The sequence below is a fragment of the Romboutsia hominis genome, assembly GCF_900002575.1.
GTDB lineage: Bacteria > Bacillota > Clostridia > Peptostreptococcales > Peptostreptococcaceae > Romboutsia_C > Romboutsia_C hominis.
The window spans coordinates 515,496-537,796 of record NZ_LN650648.1 but is presented as its reverse complement, the minus strand read 5'-3'; the positions used below and the strand labels follow the sequence as shown (position 1 = coordinate 537,796).

25 protein-coding genes and 1 other RNA gene are annotated in these 22,301 nt (G+C 29.8%); 6 read left to right on the top strand and 20 right to left on the bottom strand.

The window, feature by feature from the left end; all coding sequences use genetic code 11:
• Position 1: 1 nt before the first annotated feature.
• Positions 2 to 637: a hypothetical protein gene (locus FRIFI_RS02405; protein ID WP_166504891.1), complete on the top strand. Its 636-nt coding sequence runs from the start codon at positions 2 to 4 to the stop codon at positions 635 to 637.
• Between the two features lie 42 nt (positions 638 to 679).
• On the opposite strand, the gene FRIFI_RS02400 is transcribed toward FRIFI_RS02405, so the two are convergent.
• A complete protein-coding gene (locus FRIFI_RS02400; protein WP_166504890.1) occupies positions 680 to 1,801 on the bottom strand; it encodes an exosporium morphogenetic protein CdeC in 1,122 nt (373 codons plus the stop codon).
• A gap of 177 nt (positions 1,802 to 1,978) precedes the next feature.
• Between FRIFI_RS02400 and FRIFI_RS02395 the strand changes: the two genes are divergently transcribed.
• Positions 1,979 to 2,989 carry a hypothetical protein gene (locus FRIFI_RS02395; protein ID WP_166504889.1) on the top strand — a complete coding sequence of 337 codons (1,011 nt, stop codon included), beginning with the start codon at positions 1,979 to 1,981 and terminating at the stop codon, positions 2,987 to 2,989.
• A gap of 37 nt (positions 2,990 to 3,026) precedes the next feature.
• On the opposite strand, the gene ssrS is transcribed toward FRIFI_RS02395, so the two are convergent.
• Both ssrS and FRIFI_RS02385 read right to left on the bottom strand, forming a co-directional pair.
• Positions 3,027 to 3,211, bottom strand: a non-coding RNA gene (gene ssrS / locus FRIFI_RS02390) — 6S RNA.
• A gap of 83 nt (positions 3,212 to 3,294) precedes the next feature.
• Positions 3,295 to 4,077 carry a hypothetical protein gene (locus FRIFI_RS02385; RefSeq protein WP_092927521.1) on the bottom strand — a complete coding sequence of 261 codons (783 nt, stop codon included), beginning with the start codon at positions 4,075 to 4,077 and terminating at the stop codon, positions 3,295 to 3,297.
• A gap of 232 nt (positions 4,078 to 4,309) precedes the next feature.
• On the opposite strand from FRIFI_RS02385, the gene FRIFI_RS02380 reads away from it, so the two are divergent.
• On the top strand, positions 4,310 to 4,750 hold the full coding sequence (locus FRIFI_RS02380; RefSeq protein WP_092927320.1) for a hypothetical protein: 441 nt from the start codon (positions 4,310 to 4,312) through the stop codon (positions 4,748 to 4,750).
• A 36-nt stretch (positions 4,751 to 4,786) separates the two neighbouring features.
• On the opposite strand, the gene FRIFI_RS02375 is transcribed toward FRIFI_RS02380, so the two are convergent.
• From FRIFI_RS02375 to FRIFI_RS02320, 12 genes are all read right to left on the bottom strand, one after another.
• Positions 4,787 to 5,428, bottom strand: coding sequence for a cyclodeaminase/cyclohydrolase family protein (locus FRIFI_RS02375; protein ID WP_092927322.1), 642 nt, complete (start codon positions 5,426 to 5,428; stop codon positions 4,787 to 4,789).
• Between the two features lie 14 nt (positions 5,429 to 5,442).
• A complete protein-coding gene (gene hutI / locus FRIFI_RS02370; RefSeq protein WP_092927324.1) occupies positions 5,443 to 6,708 on the bottom strand; it encodes an imidazolonepropionase in 1,266 nt (421 codons plus the stop codon).
• Positions 6,709 to 6,712: 4 nt separating this feature from the next.
• The gene (gene ftcD / locus FRIFI_RS02365) at positions 6,713 to 7,606 is read right to left on the bottom strand and encodes a glutamate formimidoyltransferase (protein ID WP_166504888.1); all 894 of its coding nucleotides are present in this window, start codon (positions 7,604 to 7,606) and stop codon (positions 6,713 to 6,715) included.
• An 81-nt stretch (positions 7,607 to 7,687) separates the two neighbouring features.
• Positions 7,688 to 9,727, bottom strand: coding sequence for a urocanate hydratase (locus FRIFI_RS02360; RefSeq protein ID WP_166504887.1), 2,040 nt, complete (start codon positions 9,725 to 9,727; stop codon positions 7,688 to 7,690).
• A gap of 21 nt (positions 9,728 to 9,748) precedes the next feature.
• Positions 9,749 to 11,317, bottom strand: a complete 1,569-nt coding sequence (hutH, locus tag FRIFI_RS02355) for a histidine ammonia-lyase (RefSeq protein ID WP_166504886.1) — start codon at positions 11,315 to 11,317, stop codon at positions 9,749 to 9,751.
• A 154-nt stretch (positions 11,318 to 11,471) separates the two neighbouring features.
• Positions 11,472 to 12,482 (bottom strand): LacI family DNA-binding transcriptional regulator, encoded by a 1,011-nt coding sequence (locus FRIFI_RS02350; protein ID WP_166504885.1) that lies wholly within the window; start codon positions 12,480 to 12,482, stop codon positions 11,472 to 11,474.
• A gap of 245 nt (positions 12,483 to 12,727) precedes the next feature.
• Positions 12,728 to 12,922, bottom strand: coding sequence for a hypothetical protein (locus FRIFI_RS02345; RefSeq protein WP_092927334.1), 195 nt, complete (start codon positions 12,920 to 12,922; stop codon positions 12,728 to 12,730).
• Positions 12,923 to 13,059: 137 nt separating this feature from the next.
• Positions 13,060 to 13,245, bottom strand: a complete 186-nt coding sequence (locus FRIFI_RS02340) for a hypothetical protein (RefSeq protein ID WP_092927336.1) — start codon at positions 13,243 to 13,245, stop codon at positions 13,060 to 13,062.
• A 154-nt stretch (positions 13,246 to 13,399) separates the two neighbouring features.
• Complete coding sequence (locus tag FRIFI_RS02335; RefSeq protein WP_330383780.1) at positions 13,400 to 13,621, bottom strand: hypothetical protein; 222 nt, start codon at positions 13,619 to 13,621, stop codon at positions 13,400 to 13,402.
• Between the two features lie 165 nt (positions 13,622 to 13,786).
• Entirely contained in the window at positions 13,787 to 13,999 is a 213-nt protein-coding gene (locus tag FRIFI_RS02330; protein WP_092927338.1) for a hypothetical protein, read from the bottom strand.
• 175 nt (positions 14,000 to 14,174) lie between these two features.
• Positions 14,175 to 14,378, bottom strand: coding sequence for a hypothetical protein (locus FRIFI_RS02325; RefSeq protein ID WP_092927340.1), 204 nt, complete (start codon positions 14,376 to 14,378; stop codon positions 14,175 to 14,177).
• Positions 14,379 to 14,429: 51 nt separating this feature from the next.
• Positions 14,430 to 14,831: a hypothetical protein gene (locus FRIFI_RS02320; protein WP_092927342.1), complete on the bottom strand. Its 402-nt coding sequence runs from the start codon at positions 14,829 to 14,831 to the stop codon at positions 14,430 to 14,432.
• A 150-nt stretch (positions 14,832 to 14,981) separates the two neighbouring features.
• On the opposite strand from FRIFI_RS02320, the gene acpP reads away from it, so the two are divergent.
• Positions 14,982 to 15,209 (top strand): acyl carrier protein, encoded by a 228-nt coding sequence (gene acpP / locus FRIFI_RS02315; RefSeq protein WP_092927344.1) that lies wholly within the window; start codon positions 14,982 to 14,984, stop codon positions 15,207 to 15,209.
• A 44-nt stretch (positions 15,210 to 15,253) separates the two neighbouring features.
• On the opposite strand, the gene FRIFI_RS02310 is transcribed toward acpP, so the two are convergent.
• The 3 genes from FRIFI_RS02310 to FRIFI_RS02300 all read right to left on the bottom strand — a co-directional run bounded on the left by FRIFI_RS02310 (position 15,254) and on the right by FRIFI_RS02300 (position 17,647).
• Complete coding sequence (locus FRIFI_RS02310; protein WP_092927346.1) at positions 15,254 to 15,478, bottom strand: hypothetical protein; 225 nt, start codon at positions 15,476 to 15,478, stop codon at positions 15,254 to 15,256.
• 238 nt (positions 15,479 to 15,716) lie between these two features.
• A complete protein-coding gene (locus tag FRIFI_RS02305) occupies positions 15,717 to 16,721 on the bottom strand; it encodes a nucleoid-associated protein (protein WP_092927348.1) in 1,005 nt (334 codons plus the stop codon).
• Between the two features lie 23 nt (positions 16,722 to 16,744).
• Complete coding sequence (locus FRIFI_RS02300; protein WP_092927350.1) at positions 16,745 to 17,647, bottom strand: RluA family pseudouridine synthase; 903 nt, start codon at positions 17,645 to 17,647, stop codon at positions 16,745 to 16,747.
• A 278-nt stretch (positions 17,648 to 17,925) separates the two neighbouring features.
• Here FRIFI_RS02300 and FRIFI_RS02295 point away from each other — a divergent pair, with 278 nt between their 5' ends.
• Together FRIFI_RS02295 and yfcE are read left to right on the top strand one after the other, a co-directional pair.
• Entirely contained in the window at positions 17,926 to 18,726 is an 801-nt protein-coding gene (locus FRIFI_RS02295; protein WP_092927352.1) for an NAD(+)/NADH kinase, read from the top strand.
• 22 nt (positions 18,727 to 18,748) lie between these two features.
• Positions 18,749 to 19,309, top strand: a complete 561-nt coding sequence (gene yfcE, locus FRIFI_RS02290) for a phosphodiesterase (RefSeq protein ID WP_092927354.1) — start codon at positions 18,749 to 18,751, stop codon at positions 19,307 to 19,309.
• Positions 19,310 to 19,357: 48 nt separating this feature from the next.
• Here yfcE and FRIFI_RS02285 read toward each other — a convergent pair whose 3' ends face one another.
• Both FRIFI_RS02285 and FRIFI_RS02280 read right to left on the bottom strand, forming a co-directional pair.
• A complete protein-coding gene (locus FRIFI_RS02285; RefSeq protein ID WP_141664393.1) occupies positions 19,358 to 19,564 on the bottom strand; it encodes a hypothetical protein in 207 nt (68 codons plus the stop codon).
• Between the two features lie 55 nt (positions 19,565 to 19,619).
• On the bottom strand, positions 19,620 to 22,169 hold the full coding sequence (locus FRIFI_RS02280) for a hypothetical protein (RefSeq protein ID WP_166504884.1): 2,550 nt from the start codon (positions 22,167 to 22,169) through the stop codon (positions 19,620 to 19,622).
• Positions 22,170 to 22,301 lie beyond the last annotated feature (132 nt).

The following is a 22,301-nucleotide window of genomic DNA, read 5'->3' as shown; positions in this document are numbered from 1 at the left end:
TATGAAAAATATTAATCCATTTTATATATATACAGATAAAAATGTTTTATATATTAAAAATATAAATGGGCAAACAGAAAGATTATCTAACAATATACATTCTTATTGCGCAACTATAGATAATTCTAGTAATATACATATCTGTGCACTTGACACTAGGGGTAGACTAAATCATTTTCTCAAGCACAATGGCTCTTGGAAAAAAAAATCTATTTTGAAAGCCCTTAATACTACAAAAAATATTAAGGATATGAGATTGTATTCTATTGATGATTCCTTAAATGTTTTTATCGTCGAAAAATACCCTCTATCAGATAATTTGCATAAGCTATCTCACTTTAACTTTGATGTACCTAATTATCGATTATCTAAATATATAATTGATAATGTTCTAAAGGATAATGGATACTTTTATAAACTTGATATAGATGATTTTTCAAATATAGTACTAGAATATAAACCTTCTTCATCTTCTGATCGAACTACATCTAAACTTTTTTTTAATAGTAGTTCTAAACAATGGTCTAAATCTAATATTGAAAATACCATTCATTCAAGTAGATGTTCAAATGAAGGTAAAACAACTATAAAAGATGATATTTTTGAATATTGTTATGGGATAACATATAAAATATGAAAAAGAGCTATCTAAAACAGATAGCTCTTTTTCCTTTATATACTATTCTCCACAACTTCCAAAGTCACAAACTTTAGAGAATGTATCTACAACTCTTGGTTGCACACCATTTGGTGAAGTTAAAACAACTAGTTGCTCATTAATTAAAGTACTGACATTATTTTGTAAGCAAAGTATTAAATCTATATCATTTGGTATGCTTAATTCACAATGACATTCACAATCATCATGATCTATACAACTTAGTAAAGCTTTTCCGATACAATCTACTGTTAAATGTGTTTGGAATTCTTGTCTTAATGTAAATCCTCTTCCATCTGATGGCACACCTATTGGTGCTGATAATGTATTAAATAAGAATTCAACATCACGGCATCTCTTAGATTGACCTCCATGGCATTTTACAGCAGGAAATGCAAAAGCTATAAATTCTGTGCATCCGCATCTTCCTCTTAATTCTAGTACTAAATCTTCTACAAGTACACTTAATCCTTTTTGTTTATATACTACTGATTGTCCTTTTCCCCTATTACAACATCTTCTATGTGTTTCTCCACATACTGCATATTCAAAAGTAGTTTCACATCTTTTTCCTACTGTTGGTTCTAACGGTTCTATATCAAAATCTTCTAAAGTTGTCATTCCTGTATTTATTATTATTCCATTATGGTTTATACAAATTTTTTCTATTTCTACATTTACTTGACCTACTCTAGGTATTGGACCATTTATTTCTACTAATTCAACATCAAATACTAATGGAGCACCATTTGGAGCTGTTGCATCTGTAAATGTTTGAAATACCATAGTATCAAATATCCTATTGGCCTCAATTGCAACTGGTACACTGTTTGATACATTAAATCTTGGTGGATTTATAGGACCAAGACACTCAGGTCCACATTTATTTTTTATACATGTATCAGCATCTGGTTCACAAGGCTCACAGCAGTGTGGTTCTGGATGACATACACACTCGCACTCGCACTTCATATTGTGGTTACAATCTGAATGTTTATCACAGTTTGAGTCTTTTTTACATCCACATCCTCTAGTTAAATCATCATCTACTTCTTGACTTACATGTTCTTCTAAACAGTCGTTTTCCATTTGATCTATATGCTGATTAGGAACTCTTTTTCTATTTCTTTTTAAATCTTGCATATAATGTCCTCCCCTTAAATGAATTATTGTTAATATTCAGCTTTTCACGCTTAATAAATATTATGCATTTAACTTATGATTTGTTACTTACTTGTACTTCTATTTACTAAAACTAGAATAATTTTCTATTATGACAATATACATTTAATATGAATTAATTTACAGGGAGATGATTTTTTGGGTTTTGTTAATGATTGCCATACAATAATTAGACGTTCTAACAAGGATATATTTAGATTTAGAACATCTAATGTTTTAACTTATGATTATTTTGATACCTATAGTAATCTGATCAAATCAACATATATTACAGATAAACCTTTAGATTTTACCAAGTTTTGTTTTAACCTAGATAATAATGATAACATATATGGTATTTACATAGATGATAGCTTAAAATTAGTTGATATAAAAAATTCTGAAACTACATTTACTAATTTTGATGTGTTTACTTATAATAGCAATAAGTTTACTTTATTATTTCCTTATATTAAAAAATTAGATAATGAAATTCATATTTTATACTATGTTTATAGCAATGATAGCGGTAATATTTGTGCACTTATTCACCATCATAAATTAAATGGTGTTTGGACGGAAAATAAAATAGATTTTATAAATAATACTATTTTAAATAATTTCACAGTGATTTGGATTCAAAACTCACCTACAGTTTTTTACCTAAACCTCGTAAACGGATTTGAAGAAGTTTTTATGTCAAAGTTTAATTTAAGTACTTCAACTTGGTCTAAGCCTTCTCAATTAACTAATACAAGAAAAAATAAAATATACTTATCTGTATTAAAAGATAGCCTAAACTTTTGTCATATAGTATTTTGTGAAAATGTTGATAATGGGTATGCTGTTAAATATATAAATGGTTATTTAATGGATAATAAACTAGATATTAATATATCTAAATATATAACAGGTTCTTCATCCTGCATGTATCCAAGTATTATGAAATTTAAATCTGATATATATATTATGTGGGTTAACTATAATAGATTACATACATCTATTTCAAATGATTTAGGAAAGACTTGGAGTGATCATAAGATTGATGAGTTTAGTTTAGAGGAAGAGTTTACTAGATCTTTATTTTACTCTAATTATAAATATGACTTAGATTACAATACAACTTCAGTATTTACTACTTTTGATGACATAGGTATATTGGGATTTTAAATTAAAAGAGTGTTGCTTTTGCAACACTCTTTTAATTTAAAATCCCAAAACACCGTTAGCTTACGTAAATTCATACCCGAGATACTCCCAGGTGGGTGACCTGCCAATAACTTTTAACTTCCCAGTTAAAAACTAGGCTTGTTATCCATCATTAGACTTAGTCTCCCTTATAACATTTGTCGGTTGAATTTAAATAAGCAATATCGTATGCTTCAGGATTTTATATACTTATTATATAACAAAATCAGTAATTTTAAAAGTAGTTTTATATAGTAATTAATGAAATATTAAGATATATTTCCATATTATTCATCTAAATCATCTATGTACTCACAAAAGTCGTCATCATCTTCATTAAAATCATCATATGCATCATATTCACTATCATAACTATAATATTTTTTATCATCTTTATCATCATCGACTCTTAAAAGGCTTCCCAATAATTTTAAATTATTCATGCTTCCCAAATTATTTAAACTCGCTAGAGAACTTATACTAAATCCATTTTCTTCTATATCATCTGGTAAAAATAATTCTGCAAATAAATCTATTTTCTTTTTCATATCTATAGCCTTTTCTATAGATTCTTTCCTTTTTTCAGGAAAAACTTCTAAAATTTCCCTAATCATCATATTCTTCTTATCTTCCTCATCCATACATCTAAAAAAGTTTGTTTCTTCTTCCTCGATATCCTCTATTGAACTAAGTTTCTTTATTCCCCTAACTAAGTCTAATACACTCTCAATCTTAACTAAAAACTTTCTTTCATCTTGTGACATATACTTTTTAGTTCTAGTTATTATTTCCATGCCACGCTCTAAATCTTCATCACTTAAATCCATAAGTTTTAAACCTTTATTTATATCATTTATACTAAATGCAATAGAATTATTATTTGAATTATCACTATTCTTTTTTCTTCTTTTTTTATTAACTCTTACTTTTTTTGTTTTATCTCTACTATTTCTATCATTTTTTTGAGTCATATCAATATTTTCCTTAACCCCCTTTGATTTAGCTTTATTTTTATTATCAAATAAGGATAAATCTCCTAATGATATATTCCCGTTACTAAGTGCAATCATTCCAAATATTAAAAGTAGATTATTCAATAATCGTCACCCCTTAAAATATACTTCTCCCTCATATATATTTATGTTTTATTTGTTATTAGTGTTACTTTTTTTTATTTCGTGTGCATATATATTATCTATAGAAATTTTTATCTAAGATAGAATCTCTTCACATTTTATAATTTTTTCTATATATAAATAGTATGAGAAAAATTCAATATATATTATAGAAAGGGGCATTTTTATGAAAAAGATAAATGCAGAAGCTCTAGAGAAAATGGCTAAAGAAAAAAATATAGATAAAGATAAAATAGAACAAATTGCTGACAGCTATAAAGGTAAGTCTGAAGGTGAGTTAATGGATGAACTAATCAAAATAGGTCAAACTCTAAAGGGAAGAGATGAAGTTGTCTCTAAATTTAAGACTTTCCTAGATGAAGAACAGCGAAATAAACTAGATGTTATAATGAAAAAAATATCTGATGCTGAAATTGAAAATAAAATTAATGCTAAGAAATCTAAAACTAAAAAAGGATCTGGAGCTTCTACTAGTGAATCTAAAAATTCTAAATCTAGTAAAAAGTCTAAGCCTAGCAAAAACAAAATATCTTCTCCTAGTGAGTCATCTTCCCCAGCACATCCAAAAAAAGTAGTTAAAAAAGTCAAAAAAACTAAAAGACCATAAATAAAAAAAGCTATCCTAAAATTAGGATAGCTTTTTTTAACTTATTTTAGAATGTATATCCTCTATTACCTTATCTTTAATCTTATTTCCTAGCTCTAATATTTCACCACAACATTTAGTATAGTGATTTTTTGTATTATCATCCTTAATACTAGATAAATTTACCTTTACATTAAGTATAGCACCTTCTAACCCTGTATAAATCATTAATGTCCCTACACCTATATCTGTTATGGCATTTTGATTTCCATAAGTAGCTATATAATCTACTAATTTTAATGCTTCTAGTGATAATTCTGCTGTCTTATACGGAACTTCTATTGAAAATAAAGTTGCATCTTGAATTGCACTATTTCTATTTTTTATTTCTTCCTCACTATTTTTAGGCATTTTTAAAGCCTTCATAACTTCATTAAATGCTTCTGTATCTTTATCAACTAAGTTTACTAGTTCTTGCCTTATATCTGATAGTTGATTAAATATATTTACAAATTCTATTCTTATAGCTTCATCTAAATTTTCATATTTTTTCTTTCCAAAACTTAAATGAGCCATCATTTTGCAAAGTCCTACCCCTATATTACTAGCTAAAGCAGCTACTGAACCTCCACCAGGAGCTGGTGAGCTAGAATCTACTTCATCAGAAAATTCATTTAAACTCATATCTATTAATTTCATACTTTCCCCATCCTTTAATTGTTATAACATACACGCTTATCTTTTACTACTAGTTTTCCATCTTTATAAACTCTATCTACATGGTTTATTCCAAAGTGATACATTAAGTATTCTATATTAGGAGAATCAAATATAACAAAATCTGCTCTTTTACCGACTTCTATTGATCCTATTTCATATTGCCTATCAATACAATACGATGCATTAATAGTTACTGCATTTAAAACTTCATTTGGAGTCATTTTCAATCCTAAACATCCTAATTGCATTGCAAATTGAAGATTTTCACTTGGACAACTCCCTGGATTATAATCACTAGATATAGCTACTCTAACACCTAAATCTATCATTTTTCTTGCATTTGCATATGATTTATTTAAATTAAATGATGTTGCTGGAAGAATATTAGCTACTACATTTTCTTTTGCCATCATTTTAATACCATCTTCACTAGCTGCCATTAAATGGTCGGCTGATATACAGCCTAATTTTGCAGAAAGCTCTGCTCCTCCTAGTGATACAATCTCATCAGCATGAATTTTTAGTTTATATCCACATTCCTTTGCCTTTTTAAGTATTAATTCACTTTCTTCTATTGAAAATACACTATCTTCACAAAATACATCGCAAAATTCAGCTAAATCTAATTCCTTTATCTTCTTCATGTCTTCTAATATTTTAAATATAAACTCATCATGATTTTCTCTATATTCTAACGGTATAGCATGTGCTCCTAAATATGTATGTACTAAATCTATAGGATGATCATTATCTAACTCTTTTGCAACTTCAAGTTGTTTTATTTCTGTATCTAATTCTAATCCATAACCACTCTTAGCTTCTACTGTTGTCACTCCAAACTCTAACATTCTATCTAAGCTTTTTTTAGCTTTATCGTATAATTCTTCTTTAGTAGATATTTTAGTAGCATTAACCGTGCTTAAAATTCCTCCACCTTGTTTTAATATATCTATATAAGAAACACCCAAAAGTTTCTTATAAAATTCATTTTCTCTTGATCCGCCATGCACTAAATGAGTATGTGAATCTATAAGCCCTGGTGTTACTAATAAACCATTTGCATCTACTACCTCTGTTTTTTCATCTATCATGCTATGATAATCATCTTTACTTCCTATTGAAATGAATTTACCATCTTTTATTGATATATATGCATCTTCTATCATTTCTATATTGCTCATATCTTTTTTACTTTTAGTTTCATCACTTTTACAAGTAGCTAATTTACCAATGTTTTTTATAATCAAATCTGCTATCATACCATTACTCCATCAAACTAGTTTCTAATACTTTTTCTAAATCAAAGTTTTCTAATCCTAAATAATAAGAAGCAACATCTATAAGTGCCTCCATAGGGCAAAGTCCTACTACTTCACTTCCAGTAACATTTACTCCAAACCTTCTAGCTTCCATTTTTACAGCTTCAAAAGCCCTATACATACTAGTTTTTGTGTAATCAGTTAGATTCATCGTTACTTGAGTGATTTTTCTTTCTGGTATTTCAACAGGTCCCGCTTTTATATACCTATAACCTCCGCTTGAGTGTCTAATAGTTTTAGCTATTTTATTTGCAATTTCTATGTTATCAGTATCAAGGTTTATATTATATGCAATAAGAGGTCTCCTAGCACCTATAGCTATTGCACCTGCGCTTTCATGCTTTTTAGCTTCTCCAAAATCAGGTATCCAATTGCTATCTTTTAGCTTTTCATCTAAACCTTCAAATTCTCCTTTTCTTACGTTAGCAAGATTTTGTCTATCAGGTTTTGTCGCTGCATCTTCATATAAAAATACTGGTATACTTAATTTATCTGAAACTTCTCTTCCAAGTTCTTTAGCTAAATTGACAGCATCCTCCATAGTCATATCTTTTATAGGTATAAATGGACAAACATCAGTTGCACCAAATCTTGAATGTTGCCCCTTATGATTATTCATATCTATTATATTTTTAGCAACTTCTATAGACTCAAACACTGCCTTTTTAACTTGTTGTGGTTCTCCTATAACTGTTACAACCAGTCTATTGTAATTTTTATCAGCTTCATAGTTTAATAGCTTTACACCTTCTTTTTTTCTTAGTGGTTCTACTATTTTCTCTATTTTGTCTAAATCTCTTCCTTCACTAAAATTTGGTACGCATTGAACTACGGCCATATACTTCCCCCCCTATAACTTTATATGTTTTATATAGAATTTAAAATTTATTATGTGGTTAATATTTTCTATAATAATTTGCTAAAAATTTAAATTCTCTATAATCTCATCTATAACTTCTTCCTCTACCAAATATGGTAATGTTATATGATCTTTGCCTTTACACATTTTATTATATTCAATAACTGTACTTATAGAGTTTTCATTTCTAGCCCATGCTCTTCTTGCAACACCACTCATAACATCCCAAGGCATAGAACTTCTTAATATATCGTCAACTCTTAAAGATCCATCTAATACCATTCCAAACCCGCCATTTATAGATTTACCTATACCAACTCCTCCTCCATTGTGAAGAGCTACCAAACTCATTCCTCTTGCACAATTACCTGCAAAACAATGAGTTGCCATATCAGCCATTATATTACTTCCATCTTTTATATTTGATGTCTCTCTAAATGGAGAATCTGTACCTGACACATCATGGTGATCTCTACCTAACATTACTGGTCCTATTTCACCTTTTCTTACCATGTCATTAAATTTAAGTGCAATGTTAGTTCTTCCCATAGCATCTTGATATAATATTCTAGCTTGAGTACCTACAACCAAAGCGTTTTTCTTTGCATCTCTTATCCATATCCAGTTATCTCTATCTTGATATCTTCTGTCTGGATCTATTATCTCCATCGCTGCTTTATCTGTTTTTTCTAAGTCTTCTTCTTTTCCTGATAGGCATACCCATCTAAATGGACCATATCCATAGTCAAACAATTGAGGCCCTAGTATATCTTCAACATATGATGGGAATATAAATCCATCTTTTTCATCTACTTTATTTTTTGATATTTCCTTACACCCTGCATCATATATAGCTTTCATAAAACTGTTACCATAATCAAAGAAATATGTTCCTCTTTTATTAAGTTCTTTTATCAAATTAAAATGATTTACTAGAGTTTTATTTACAAGTTCTATAAATCTAGTTTTATTCTTATCTAAAAGCTCTGTTCTTTCTTCAAATGTAATACCTTGTGGGCAGTATCCTCCATCATAAACAGCATGACAAGATGTTTGGTCAGAAAGTAAGTCTATAAATATGTTATTATTAACAGCATATTCTAATAAATCTACTATATTTCCATGATATGCAATGGCACATTCTTTTCTTTTGTCCATATACTCCTTCGCTAAATTAAATGCTTCTTCACAGGTATTAGCAATTTTACTAACCCAACCTTGATTATATCTTGTTTCTATTCTTGAATAATCAACTTCAGCTATTATACCTACTCCACCAGCAATTTCTATAGCCTTACCTTGAGCACCACTCATTCCTCCAAGACCCGAAGTTACAAATAGTTTGCCTTTTAAATCTTCTTCCTTCCCTAAACCTAGTACTAATCTTCCTGCATTTAAAAGTGTTGAATAAGTTCCATGAACGATTCCTTGCGGACCTATATACATCCATCCTCCAGCTGTCATCTGTCCATAATTTGAAACACCTATAGCAGCTGCTCTTTTCCATTCTTCTTGGTTATCAAACATTCCTATCATAAGACCATTTGTAAGTATTACTCTTGGGGCATCTGGTTTTGACTTAAAAAGACCTAATGGATGGCCAGATTGTATAACTAATGTTTGATCTTCAGTTAAAAATTTTAGATACTCTTTAACCAGTACATATTGCATCCAATTTTGAAACACTTGCCCTGTTTCTCCATAAGTTACAAGCTCATATGGATAAAGAGCTATATCAAAATCTAGGTTATTATCTATCATAACCTGAAAGGCTTTACCTTCTATACATTTTCCTTCATACTCTTCTATAGATTTTCCTTTTATATTTCCTTTTGGTCTAAATCTATATCCATATATTCTTCCCATTGTCATTAGTTCTTTTAAAAACTCTGGTGCTAATTCTTCATGATAATTTTCAGGTATATATCTTAATGCATTTTTAAGCGCTAACTTTATATCCTCTTTAGATAGTTTTGCCTCTCTTTTTGGCGCTCTTCTTATTCCTTTAATAAATTCACAATTATCTTTAGGTATTTCATTAATTTTTATAGACATTCCTTCAAATATTTCTTGATTTAAAATATTTAATGTTTTCTCCATTAGCATCCTCCTTATAGTGCTTTATATAAAACTTACTTCTGGAATTTCTTCATTTACTAAAATATCTTCTTCTATAGCTTCTTCTACTTTATCAATTATTAAATTTGAAATTATTATATCTTCGCATTTATCAATATCTTTATACATTATCCTATCTTTATCAACAAATGGTATATTATCTCTCACAACTTTATAGGCAGCCTTACTTCCTACTCCTAAATTATTATTTTCTCTTAAATCTATGGCTTGGACTGCTCCTAATATTTCCATTGATAATACTTTTCTAGTATTTTTCATTATTTCTCTTGCTTTTCTAGCTGCTATAGTTCCCATAGAAACATGATCTTCTTGATTTGCTGATGATGGTATTGAATCTACACTTGCTGGATGTGCTAAAACTTTGTTTTCAGATACTAGAGATGCTGCACTATACTGCACAATCATAAATCCTGAGTTTAATCCACCTTTATTTACTAAAAATGCTGGCAAATTATGATTTATTGCTGGGTTTACTAATTTTTCTAATCTTCTTTCTGATATATTAGCTATCTCTGCTAATGCTATTGATAAAAAATCAAAAGCTAATGCCATTGGTTGTCCGTGGAAGTTTCCACCTGATATAACTTCTTCTTGATTTGGAAATATTATTGGGTTGTCTGTTACTGAGTTGATCTCTATATTTACTTTATTTTTAACATATTCTATAGCATCTTTGCTAGCACCATGTATTTGAGGAGAACATCTTAATGAATATGCATCTTGTACTCTTATTTCTCCTTGTTTTGTTGTCATTTCACTATCTTTAACTATATTTAATATATTTTTAGCTGTATTTATTTGACCTTTATGTGGTCTTACTCTATGAACCTTCTCGTCCATTGCACAAGATATTCCATTTAAACCTTCCATAGTTAAAGCTAATGCTATATCTGCATGCTTTAATAGATTTATGGAGTCATATAGTGTTAATAAACCTATTGCCGTCATAACTTGTGTTCCATTTATAAGAGCTAAACCTTCTTTATAAGATAAGTCTTCTAATATATCTATGTTTGCTTTTTTCATTGCTTCTTTTGAAGGTAATCTTTCACCTTTATATATAGCTTCACCTTCTCCTATCATAGTTAAAACCATATGAGATAGTGGCGCTAAATCTCCAGATGCACCAAGTGAACCTTTCTCTGGTATTATAGGATGTACTCCTTCATTTACCATACTTATTAATACTTCTAATGTTTGTAATCTTATCCCTGAATATCCCTTTGACAAAGCATTTATTCTAAGTAGCATAATAGCTCTTACTATTTCTTCGTCTAGTGGATTTCCCACTCCACAAGAATGACTTATAATTAAATTTCTTTGTAATTCTTTTGCGTCATCTTTAGATATAACTATATCTGAAAATCTTCCAAAGCCTGTAGTTATTCCATAAGATACTTTATCTTCTTTCACGAATTTATCTACTAAAGCTCTAGATTTTTGAATATTATCTATAGCTTCCTTACTAAGCTTTACCTTATAATCATTCCTTGCTACTTTTACAACATCTTCTATGGTTAAATCATTTCCATTTAGTGTAATTATCCCCACAGCGTAACCTCCCCAATGTAAAAATATATTCTATTTAAAAGACTTCTATACTTTTTTATGCAATCCTCCTTAATAATAATTAAAATTATATGATATAGCTATAATAAAAAAGTGTCTTAAAATAATGCTAGTATTATTTTAAGACACTTTTTTATTATCTTTCTATTACACTTTCTCTTTCAACTATTCTGTATGGTAATTCTATTTTCTTTTCGTCTAACTGTTCTTTATTTATCATTTTGATTACCATTCTTATAGCTACAGCTCCCATATCATATAATGGTTGATGTACTGTAGTTAATTTTGGTCTATACATATTAGCTATTTTTACATCATTAAATCCTGCAACTGATATATCTTCCGGTACTTTATATCCAGCATCGCATATTGCATTTATGGCTCCTATTGCAGCTTCATCTCCCGTTACAAATGCTGCATGAGGTATTATTCCTTCATCAAGTAGTTCTTTCATACTTTCATATCCAGCTTCATAAGTAGTTCCACCATATTTAACTAAGCTCTTATCTAATTGTATATTTCTTTCATTTAAGGCTTCTTCATATCCCGATAATCTTTCCATTTCAAGTACTGTATCATCTTTACTAGTCATCACAAATGCTATTTTTTCATGCCCTTTATCTAAAAGATATTTAGTCATATCATAAGTAGCTTCTTTATTACTTGTACTTACTGTATATATATCATAATTTCTTGCTGTTTTACTTATATAAGTTGCTGGTATTCCACAGTTTTGTATATAGTTTATATGATCTTCTTCTACTTTCCAAGATATCATAACGATACCTTCAACTTGTTTTGCTCTTAGTAAATTTATACTTTTTAATTCTTGTTCTTTATTTGAGTAAGTATTAGCTAATAATATCTCATAATCATACATTTTAGCTACTTCCTCTATACCATTTAATATTTCATTTACAAAAGAATCCGATACTTCTGGTACTATAACTCCTATTAGCTGACTTTTTTTAGTAACTAAACTTCGAGCTAGAGGGTTTGGTATATAACCTGTTTCCTTTATAACATCTAAAACTTTTTGCTTTACTTCATCAGTAACTGGTTTTGAATCATTTATAACTCTCGATACCGTAGATATAGAAACTCCAGCTCTTTTTGCCACATCTTTTATAGTTATGTTGCTTTTCATTTTAGTTCCTCCTTATACATATTTTATGTATTTTAAAGTTTAATCCGTCTACTTTCTTAAATTTTAATTTTACCATATATTATAAATTTTATAAATATTTTAAGACGATTATTTATTAGTTTTATTATGTAATATAATTTTTATACCCAAAAACAGCGTATTAATTTACCTTCATAAGTAAATATTTTATCTCTAAATTAAAAAAAAAGCAACGGTATTTAACACCGTTGCTTTTTTAGTAAATATTAACAGCAATCTCCGTCTTCGAAAAGACCTCCACAAGAACATGTTATTAATAATAATATTAAGAATGGTATCCAATCAGTTATACAAATCTCACTCCAACATTCTTGGAAAGCTAAGAATAAGAAGAATAATACTATTATCCACCAAGCTCCACCTGCGAAAAATCCACAATCTCCAAAAAATCTATCTAGCATAACAAATTCCTCCCTTTGATAAATTTTTTAATGAATTAACTTTTAGATGTCTATACATAATCTAAAATTTTGTATAGTATATAATATGAATCTTTTAAATTTTTGTTACTCATAATGTTTTTTATTTTTTAATTTTACTAACAATCTCCTCCAATTTCTCCACAACTACAAACTATTAATAGTAATATTAAGAATGGTATCCATTCAACTATTTCTATTTCACACCATTGTTCTCCAAATACTAAGAATAAGAAGAATAATATTATTATCCACCAAGCACCTCCAAAGAAACCATCACAACCACCAAATAATCTATCTAACATTTTGCTACCTCCTGTTGTTATTATAATTTGAGTTTTCACTCTTAACATATAATATGCAAGAAATTAAATTTGTGATATTAGTTTGTATAATTTTTATTTTTATAATTTAAAATAAAAAAACAAAAGAATGCAAAGCACTCTTTTGTTTTCTTATTTAGCATCCACAGTCGAAGTTAGCCTCACAGCATCCAAAATCTCCATCATTAACTCCTACACATGAACACACTATTAATAATAATATTAGGAATGGAATCCAGTCAGTTATGCATATATCGCTCCAACATTCTTGGAAAACTAAGAACAAGAAGAATAGTATTATTATCCACCATCCTCCTCCTCCCATACAATCAAAAACTCTACTTAATTTGCTACTCACAAAAATCCCCCCTACATAAGAATAATTCTTTAGTGAAGTATATTTATGTCTCGTTAGGGCTTTTGCCCACTTAATACATAGTATGTAATTTTTCAAAAAGTGTTATTATTTTTTTATAATTTATAAAATTTTTTGTTAATAAAGAACTCTAAATAGAGTTCTTTATTAACAACATCCACATCCACAATCAAAATCAAAATTAGTCAATAAAAGTATTATAAGAACTATCCAAATAATACCCATATCATCACATAATATCCATTCAAGAAGATCATCTCCTAGTAAAAGTATTACACCTATTACTATCAATACTATTAGACCAGTGTTGCCAAATAATCCTCCTCCAAAGAATCTTGATAATCCTTGATCTGTTGACATTAATATCCCACCTTTAATTTTATGAATAATAGTATATTACTAACTATTTAATAAATATTATGTAATAATGTGTAAAATTGTTACCCTTTTATTAAATTAAATCATAATATATTTGTCTATTACTAAATTTTTTTACACAAAAAAAGAAATCAAATGATTTCTTTAAAAAAGCTTATTAACAAAGACTTTCATCAAAATTAAATAATAAAAGTAGTACTAATATAATCCACATCCAAGCATTATCGTTTTCTAGAAAGTCATCTAATAAATCTGTAAATATAACAATAAATACTAATACTATAACTATTAGCATTCTATTGTTTAAAATATTATTATTCCCTCCAAACAAACGAGTTAGGGTATCTTCTAATTTTGCCATTAAACCCCCCCTTTTAATTCATGATGTCTTTATTAAATGTATATAAGATTACTATACTAAGTTTTTATTGATTATTAACCTATCAATCTCTCTATCACATAATTTATTGTACTTTTCTACTTCTCCTAAATATATCTTTTTACCTTCTGTCTCTTTTAAGCTTTTTACTAAACTATCTATGGACTTTACCTTATAGTTTTTATAATTATCTATTAAAAATGTTGTATCAGTATTATTTAATCCTTCTTTAAGACTATTAAGTCTTTTTATATAGTCTTGTTTATTTTCTAATACATAATATTCCTTATCTATTATATCTTCTAGTATAATATTTGTTTCTGCCACATAATCTTTAATCTTTTGCATATCTAATGTTACTGAATTATAATAAAAATTTCCTAATATTACTAAAAATACTCCAATTGAAGATATTAGTAAACTTATATACTTCATAACAATTCCTCCTATGTATAAAATTTATATATTAATTTATATTCTCATTAAAAAAGTTTATTACATTTTCTTAAAAACTCTATTGAAAAATTTTTAATATTATATTAAACTACAAGTAAATTTATAAACCGTTTCTAGGAGGGTTAAACCATGTTTGAAAAAATAAAATCAATAATAGCTGAACAATTAGGAATAGATAACACAAATGTAATGACTAAAGATACTTCTTTAATAGAAGATTTAGAAGCTGACTCTTTAGATGCTGTTGAAGTTATAATGGCTCTTGAAGATGAATTTGGAATAGAAATTCCAGATGAGGAAGCTGAAAACTTCAAAACTATAGGTGATATCTGTAAATATATAGAAGATAACCAATAATCTAAAGAAATAAAGCCGAGCATATGAAGCTCGGTTTTAACTTATTAACAGCAAAAATCATCATGGCAACCATCATTTCTCCCAAGCATAAATACTAAAAATACTAAAAGTATAATCCAAACTAATGAATTATTTTGGTCGAAAAAACAATCTAAGTTTCCATTTGAATTAATTAAAAGAAGTACAACCAATCCTATTATCAAAAAAAATATCATTGGATTATCATCTACAAAATCAAACCCTCTTAACATATCTTTTAGTTGTTCCATATTTCCCCCCTTAATATGTAACAATTTTAGTCCTATTATATTTATATGGCTTTCAATAATATATATTGCATGTACACTAAAAAATTAAATTTACTCCTAATAATTAAAATATTATTTTTAACATGCGCAGATTTCTTGAAATTACTTTACTCTAAAAATTAAACATATATTTTAAGTTTAATACAGAATATTTGTATACAAAAAGCACCAAAGCTTTATAAGTCTTTGGTGCTTTTTGCTACTTCTCTTCGTAAAATCTAATATTTTTTAATGTTATATCTATACTTCCATCTGGGTTTTGCTTTACACTGTATTTCATTGGGTCTTCAAAATCTTCTAAATTTCCTTTTAAATCAAATCCATTATCCGTTTTTATACTTCTTTTCTTAAGCTTTTTTTCAACCCATGTTTTATCTATATTGAAACCTTCATCTAATCCCTTATCTTCCATATGTTCTTTGAAGCTTTCTTTTAGATTTTCATCTTTTATATTATTTTCTATAAAATCATTCACATCTATTTCATGCTTTTCTTTTAATGTATAATTAAGTACACTTCTCATATCTTCTGCTTGTTTTATATTTTCTGTTAATGCATTTGTTATCCAATTTTCCGCTGACTTTTTAAATACCTTCGTCTTATATTTGTCATCATCAATTCTTTCTGCATTTAAGAATTCCTTAATGAACTTTGATTCACTTTCTTCCTTCTCTGCATCTTTATCTAACAATCTTAAATGAAACTCATCATTTATTCCACTTACTCCTATAATTGCACATTGCTTTTGTCTTCCTGTTTCTGGTATACCTATTTCATTTGCAACCATTTGTATATTAAACTTATCATCTATAAATTCTATAGAGTGAGTATAAAGTTTTTTATAATCTAGCTTAAGTATAGCTACATATTTTTCATCCTTAACTGTATATAAACATATTGCTAAATCACATGAATCTATTTCTGAATTGATTTTCATTATATCAAATAAATATGCTGCTATTTCCTTAGAATTTTCTAAGAAAGTGATTTCATCATATATTATCTGCTCACAGCAATTTTTTATTATATTATTGTTATAATCCTTAAATATTCCTTTTCTTAAATCATCATCTTTAGTTACTCTTTTTATTATTTTTTGGAAAAACTTATCTACCTCAGGATTTATTTTTCCCTCATAGTCATTTAGTATTGGAACATCACTATTTTTATCTAATACATGTATTATAAACTTATGAATTATCATAATCTCACCTCTAATTATATTTGTTATTTTAGCTTATTTATTAAGTCTTCTATATCTTTTGGTAAATTAGCCTTAAACTCTAACTCTTCTTTCGTTCTAGGCTGATTAAATTTTAAGCTATATGCATGTAATGCTTGTCTATTTATGAGATTTTCATCTACATATCCATAAAGCTCATCACCTATTATACCATGACCTATATAGTTCATATGGACTCTTATTTGATGTGTTCTCCCTGTTTCAAGCTTTACTTCTAGTACTGTAGCATCATTTAATCTTTCTAATACTTTATAATGAGTTACAGATTCCTGCCCTCTTTCATCCACAACTCTTTTTATACTATCTTCCGTGGGTCTATATATTGGTTGATTTATAGTTCCAAAATCTTCTTTTACTATTCCTTTTACAACAGTTATATAAGTTTTTTCAACTTTATCTTTGCTCATATCTAATGATAAAGTATGATGTGCATAAGCATTTTTAGCAACTATAACTAAACCAGATGTATTCATATCTAATCTATTTACAAACCTTACTTTAACTTTTTCATTTTTCTTGATTATATAGTCAGTTATCCCATTTGCTATTGTGCTTTCACTATGGCTTTTAGTCGGATGTACCACCATAAACGGTGGTTTGTTAACCATTATTATATCAAAGTCATCATACAATATGTCTAAATTTAAATCTTGTGGTGTAAAATTCGCCATATCTTCTTCTATTTTTACTTCTATTAAATCACCTTTTTTAACTTTAGTACTAGGCTTTTTAAATTCACCGTTTACTAACATACTTTGTTCTCTTTTCATCTTTGATAATGATCTTACAGAGAAATTTAATTTATCTAATAGTATCTCTTTTAACGTTGAATTTTCTTCACTCGTATAAGATATGATATTATACCTTTGTTCTTCCTTTTTAAACAAATCTGCACCTACCTTCTTTTCTTATAACATTATATATTTTATACTATTTTAGATTAATAGATAAGACCTTTTATTATTAATATCTTACTTATATTTGTTTATAAACTTTAAATTTTACTTATTTTTAGTATACATAAATTCTTTCTTTATGTATTATCTTATATATGTACCTCTATAATCAACTATTTGAGTATAAAGAGTTTATTTGTCTACTTTTAATTAACTATAATTTAACCTATTAAGTTATGCTATAATACAAAGTATAGAGGGGTGGAAAAATGAGAAAAATTATAACTGTAAAATCAAATGAACTTAAAAAATCTATTGCAACGAAAAACTTATTAACTAACAAACTGATCTCTGCTGGATTTGAGGTAATCGATTATTTCCATCCAGATACAGAACTTGTTATATCAATTGGTGGAGATGGATCTTTTTTAAAGACTGTTCACGATTTTAATTTTCCTGATGTTCCAGTAGTCGGGATAAACACAGGGCACCTTGGCTTTTTCCCAGATATTTCTCCAGATGATATTGATAGATTTATAACATCATACATAAATGAAGATTATTTGATACAAGATATACCTCTTCTTGGTGCTAGTATCTGTACTGATAAACATTGTAATGATATATTTGCTATAAATGAAGTCGTTGTAAAAGGAGATAAATCTAGGATTATACACATTGACGTAAATATAAATGATAGACATATACAAAAATTTAGTGGAGATGGAATGATTATATCAACTCCTACAGGTTCAACAGCCTACAATTATGCAGCAGGAGGTAGTATTGTTGATCCAAGTATAAGCTTAATGCAGCTTACTCCACTTTATCCTATAAATACAAATGCTTATAGAAGTTTTACTTCTAGTATTATATGTTCTAATGATTCTGTAATAAATATTACTCCTGAATATAGATTTGAAAACTCAATTATAATAGTAATAGATGGAGTCGAGCATAAATTTAATCGTATTTCTAGCATTAAAACTTTTATGTCTGATGTTAAAATAAAATTACTCAGAATGTCAAACTATGAATTTTGGAGTAGGGTTTCTGAAAAATTCTTGTAATCTTAACTTAGGAGGAAATGAAATGAAAATAGGTGTAATGAGCGATACTCATGGAAGTTTACTTTATTTTGAAAAGGCACTAGATGCATTATCTGAGTGTGATGTGATTTTACATGGTGGTGATGTTCTGTACCATGGACCTAGAAATGATATTCCAGAAGGTTATAATCCAAAAGGAGTAATAGCCAAAATTAATGAACTTAATAATATAATTATCGCTAGGGGAAATTGTGACGCTGACGTTGATCAAATGGTTATAAATCATCCTATCCAAAGTCCGTATGTTATGAATCAATTTGGTGAAACTAGAATAATAATGACTCATGGATATACTAAGTCTAAAGAAGATACTATACAAGATGCTAAAAATATGGGTGGAGATATACTTATTCTTGGTCATACTCATGTTAAAGAACTTTATATAGATGAAAATTTAATAGTATTAAATCCTGGAAGTACATCAATTCCTAAAGATGGCACTCATTCAGTCGCTATCATAGATATAAATCAAAGTGATGATGAAGTTGATATGGAATTTAACTTACTAGATATAAATAGCGGTGACGTAATACATATAAATTAAAAGGGAGAGGTTATTTTAGCCTCTCCTCTATTTATATATATCTACTTTTTATTCATCGTTTCCACTTTTTTTAACCGTTTTAGAATCGCTCACTTTTTTACTATTTTTTATTGGTTCACTCTTACTATCATGTTTGCTATCGTGTTTGTTGTCATGCTGGCTATCGTGTTTGCTATCATGTTTGCTATCATGTTTACTATCGTGTTTGCTATCATGCGAGCTTTTACTACTCTGCATTTTTTTTCTAAAATTCATATCCCATATACTCCTTATTTTTTAATAATTATATTTTCCTATTTTCTTGCTAGTCCTAACAACAATTGTTATTGTTATTATCATTATCACAATTATCATCATCGCAATTGTTATTATTGCAATTTATTTCGTCATGTTCAAATTTATGTTTTTTTCCACAACATCCACAAGTAACATATATATTTATAGGTGTATGAACAGTTATTGGTCCTATATTGTTGTTTGCATTTGATTGATTGTTTGCACTAGATTCTGATGTTGAATCTACATCTGCACTTGCATCTGCTGTTGAGTCTGAGTCTGATGTTGAATCAGATGTTGCATCTGCGTCTGAACTTGCATCAGATGTTGAATCTGAGTCTGATGTTGAATCAGATGTTGCATCTGCGTCTGCTGTTGAGTCTGAGTCTGATGTTGAATCAGATGTTGCGTCTGCATCTGCTGTTGAGTCCGCATCTGCTGTTGCATCTGAGTCTGATGTTGAATCCGCATCTGCTGTTGCATCTGAGTCTGATGTTGAATCAGATGTTGCATCTGCGTCTGCTGTTGAGTCTGCATCTGCTGTTGCATCTGAGTCTGATGTTGAATCAGATGTTGCGTCTGCATCTGCTGTTGAGTCTGCATCCGCTGTTGCATCTGAGTCTGATGTTGAATCAGATGTTGCGTCTGCATCAGATGTTGCGTCTGCATCCGCTGTTGCATCTGAGTCTGATGTTGAATCAGATGTTGCGTCTGCATCAGATGTTGCGTCTGCATCTGCTGTTGCATCTGAGTCTGATGTTGAATCAGATGTTGCATCTGCATCTGCTGTTGAGTCCGCATCTGCTGTTGCATCTGAGTCTGATGTTGAATCAGATGTTGCGTCTGCATCCGCTGTTGCATCAGCGTCTGAACTTGCATCAGATGTTGAATCTGAGTCTGATGTTGAATCAGATGTTGCATCTGCGTCTGCTGTTGAGTCTGAGTCTGATGTTGAATCAGATGTTGCGTCTGCATCTGCTGTTGAGTCTGCATCCGCTGTTGCATCTGAGTCTGATGTTGAATCAGATGTTGCATCTGCATCTGCTGTTGAGTCCGCATCCGCTGTTGCATCTGCGTCTGATGTTGAATCAGATGTTGCGTCTGCATCTGCTGTTGCATCTGAGTCTGATGTTGAATCAGATGTTGCGTCTGCATCTGCTGTTGAGTCTGCATCCGCTGTTGCATCTGAGTCTGATGTTGAATCAGATGTTGCGTCTGCATCAGATGTTGCGTCTGCATCCGCTGTTGCATCTGAGTCTGATGTTGAATCAGATGTTGCGTCTGCATCAGATGTTGCGTCTGCATCTGCTGTTGCATCTGAGTCTGATGTTGAATCAGATGTTGCATCTGCATCTGCTGTTGAGTCCGCATCTGCTGTTGCATCTGAGTCTGATGTTGAATCAGATGTTGCGTCTGCATCCGCTGTTGCATCAGCGTCTGAACTTGCATCAGATGTTGAATCTGAGTCTGATGTTGAATCAGATGTTGCATCTGCGTCTGCTGTTGAGTCTGAGTCTGATGTTGAATCAGATGTTGCGTCTGCATCTGCTGTTGAGTCTGCATCCGCTGTTGCATCTGAGTCTGATGTTGAATCAGATGTTGCATCTGCATCTGCTGTTGAGTCCGCATCCGCTGTTGCATCTGCGTCTGATGTTGAATCAGATGTCGCATCTGCATCCGCTGTTGCATCTGAGTCTGATGTTGAATCAGATGTTGCATCTGCATCCGCTGTTGAGTCTGCATCTGCTGTTGCATCTGAATCTGATGTTGATGTTGAGTCAGATGTCGCATCTGCATCCGCTGTTGCATCTGAGTCTGATGTTGAATCAGATGTTGCATCTGCATCTGCTGTTGCATCTGAGTCTGATGTTGAATCAGATGTTGCATCTAAGTCTGCATTTGCGTCTACCGTTGTATCTAAATCTGCATTCGCATCTAGGTCTGCATTTGCGTCTACCGTTGTATCTAAATCTGCATTCGCATCTAGGTCCGCATTTGCATCTACATCTGCTGTTGTATCTAAATCTGCGTTCGCATCTAAGTCTGCATTTGCATCTACATCTGCTGTTGTATCTAAATCTGCATTTGCGTCTACTGTTGTATCTAAATCTGCATTCGCATCTAGGTCTGCATTTGCGTCTACTGTTGTATCTAAATCTGCATTCGCATCTAGGTCTGCATTTGCGTCTACTGTTGTATCTAAATCTGCATTCGCATCTAGGTCCGCATTTGCGTCTACTGCTGCGTCTACCGTTGTATCTAAATCTGCATTCGCATCTAGGTCCGCATTTGCGTCTACTGCTGCATCTACTGTTGTGTCTAAATCTGCATTTGCATCTACATCTGCTGTTGATTCTGCATTAGATTCTGATGTTGATTCTGACGTTGCATCTGCATTTGCATCCGCTGTTACATTTATATCAACTTGTGGATCTGGATCTAAATTTATATCTTCATTTGGATCTTCATTTACGCATGAATCTTCGCACTCACGCATTCCTCTTCTTATTTCTCTATTTCTTCTTCTTTCTTCCCTATTTCTTCTTCTTTTTTCTCTATCTATATCTATTTTATTTTTTGGCATTACAATTCCTCTCCTTGTATTTTTAGGTTAGTAGATTATTTTCTACTTACTAAAAATATATTCTTTTTATACGGAATTGTTACATATTTATACAAATAAACTTATAAAATAATAAAAGGCTATCTCTTAAAT

Bases quoted from the DNA above. Each gene is read 5' to 3' on its own strand.
- FRIFI_RS02405 (WP_166504891.1), top strand. From the start codon at position 2: ATGAAAAATATTAATCCATTTTATATATATACAGATAAAAATGTTTTA.
- FRIFI_RS02385 (WP_092927521.1), bottom strand. From the start codon at position 4,077: ATGATTGCACTTAGTAACGGGAATATATCATTAGGAGATTTATCCTTA.
- FRIFI_RS02320 (WP_092927342.1), bottom strand. From the start codon at position 14,831: ATGAAGTATATAAGTTTACTAATATCTTCAATTGGAGTATTTTTAGTA.
- FRIFI_RS02340 (WP_092927336.1), bottom strand. From the start codon at position 13,245: ATGTTAGATAGATTATTTGGTGGTTGTGATGGTTTCTTTGGAGGTGCT.
- FRIFI_RS02305 (WP_092927348.1), bottom strand. From the start codon at position 16,721: ATGATAATTCATAAGTTTATAATACATGTATTAGATAAAAATAGTGAT.
- FRIFI_RS02400 (WP_166504890.1), bottom strand. From the start codon at position 1,801: ATGCAAGATTTAAAAAGAAATAGAAAAAGAGTTCCTAATCAGCATATA.
- acpP (WP_092927344.1), top strand. From the start codon at position 14,982: ATGTTTGAAAAAATAAAATCAATAATAGCTGAACAATTAGGAATAGAT.
- FRIFI_RS02310 (WP_092927346.1), bottom strand. From the start codon at position 15,478: ATGGAACAACTAAAAGATATGTTAAGAGGGTTTGATTTTGTAGATGAT.
- ftcD (WP_166504888.1), bottom strand. From the start codon at position 7,606: ATGGCCGTAGTTCAATGCGTACCAAATTTTAGTGAAGGAAGAGATTTA.
- FRIFI_RS02375 (WP_092927322.1), bottom strand. From the start codon at position 5,428: ATGAAATTAATAGATATGAGTTTAAATGAATTTTCTGATGAAGTAGAT.
- FRIFI_RS02280 (WP_166504884.1), bottom strand. From the start codon at position 22,169: ATGCCAAAAAATAAAATAGATATAGATAGAGAAAAAAGAAGAAGAAAT.
- FRIFI_RS02330 (WP_092927338.1), bottom strand. From the start codon at position 13,999: ATGTCAACAGATCAAGGATTATCAAGATTCTTTGGAGGAGGATTATTT.
- FRIFI_RS02360 (WP_166504887.1), bottom strand. From the start codon at position 9,727: ATGGAGAAAACATTAAATATTTTAAATCAAGAAATATTTGAAGGAATG.
- FRIFI_RS02345 (WP_092927334.1), bottom strand. From the start codon at position 12,922: ATGCTAGATAGATTTTTTGGAGATTGTGGATTTTTCGCAGGTGGAGCT.
- FRIFI_RS02380 (WP_092927320.1), top strand. From the start codon at position 4,310: ATGAAAAAGATAAATGCAGAAGCTCTAGAGAAAATGGCTAAAGAAAAA.
- FRIFI_RS02285 (WP_141664393.1), bottom strand. From the start codon at position 19,564: ATGAATTTTAGAAAAAAAATGCAGAGTAGTAAAAGCTCGCATGATAGC.
- yfcE (WP_092927354.1), top strand. From the start codon at position 18,749: ATGAAAATAGGTGTAATGAGCGATACTCATGGAAGTTTACTTTATTTT.
- FRIFI_RS02295 (WP_092927352.1), top strand. From the start codon at position 17,926: ATGAGAAAAATTATAACTGTAAAATCAAATGAACTTAAAAAATCTATT.
- hutI (WP_092927324.1), bottom strand. From the start codon at position 6,708: ATGATAGCAGATTTGATTATAAAAAACATTGGTAAATTAGCTACTTGT.
- FRIFI_RS02325 (WP_092927340.1), bottom strand. From the start codon at position 14,378: ATGGCAAAATTAGAAGATACCCTAACTCGTTTGTTTGGAGGGAATAAT.
- FRIFI_RS02350 (WP_166504885.1), bottom strand. From the start codon at position 12,482: ATGAAAAGCAACATAACTATAAAAGATGTGGCAAAAAGAGCTGGAGTT.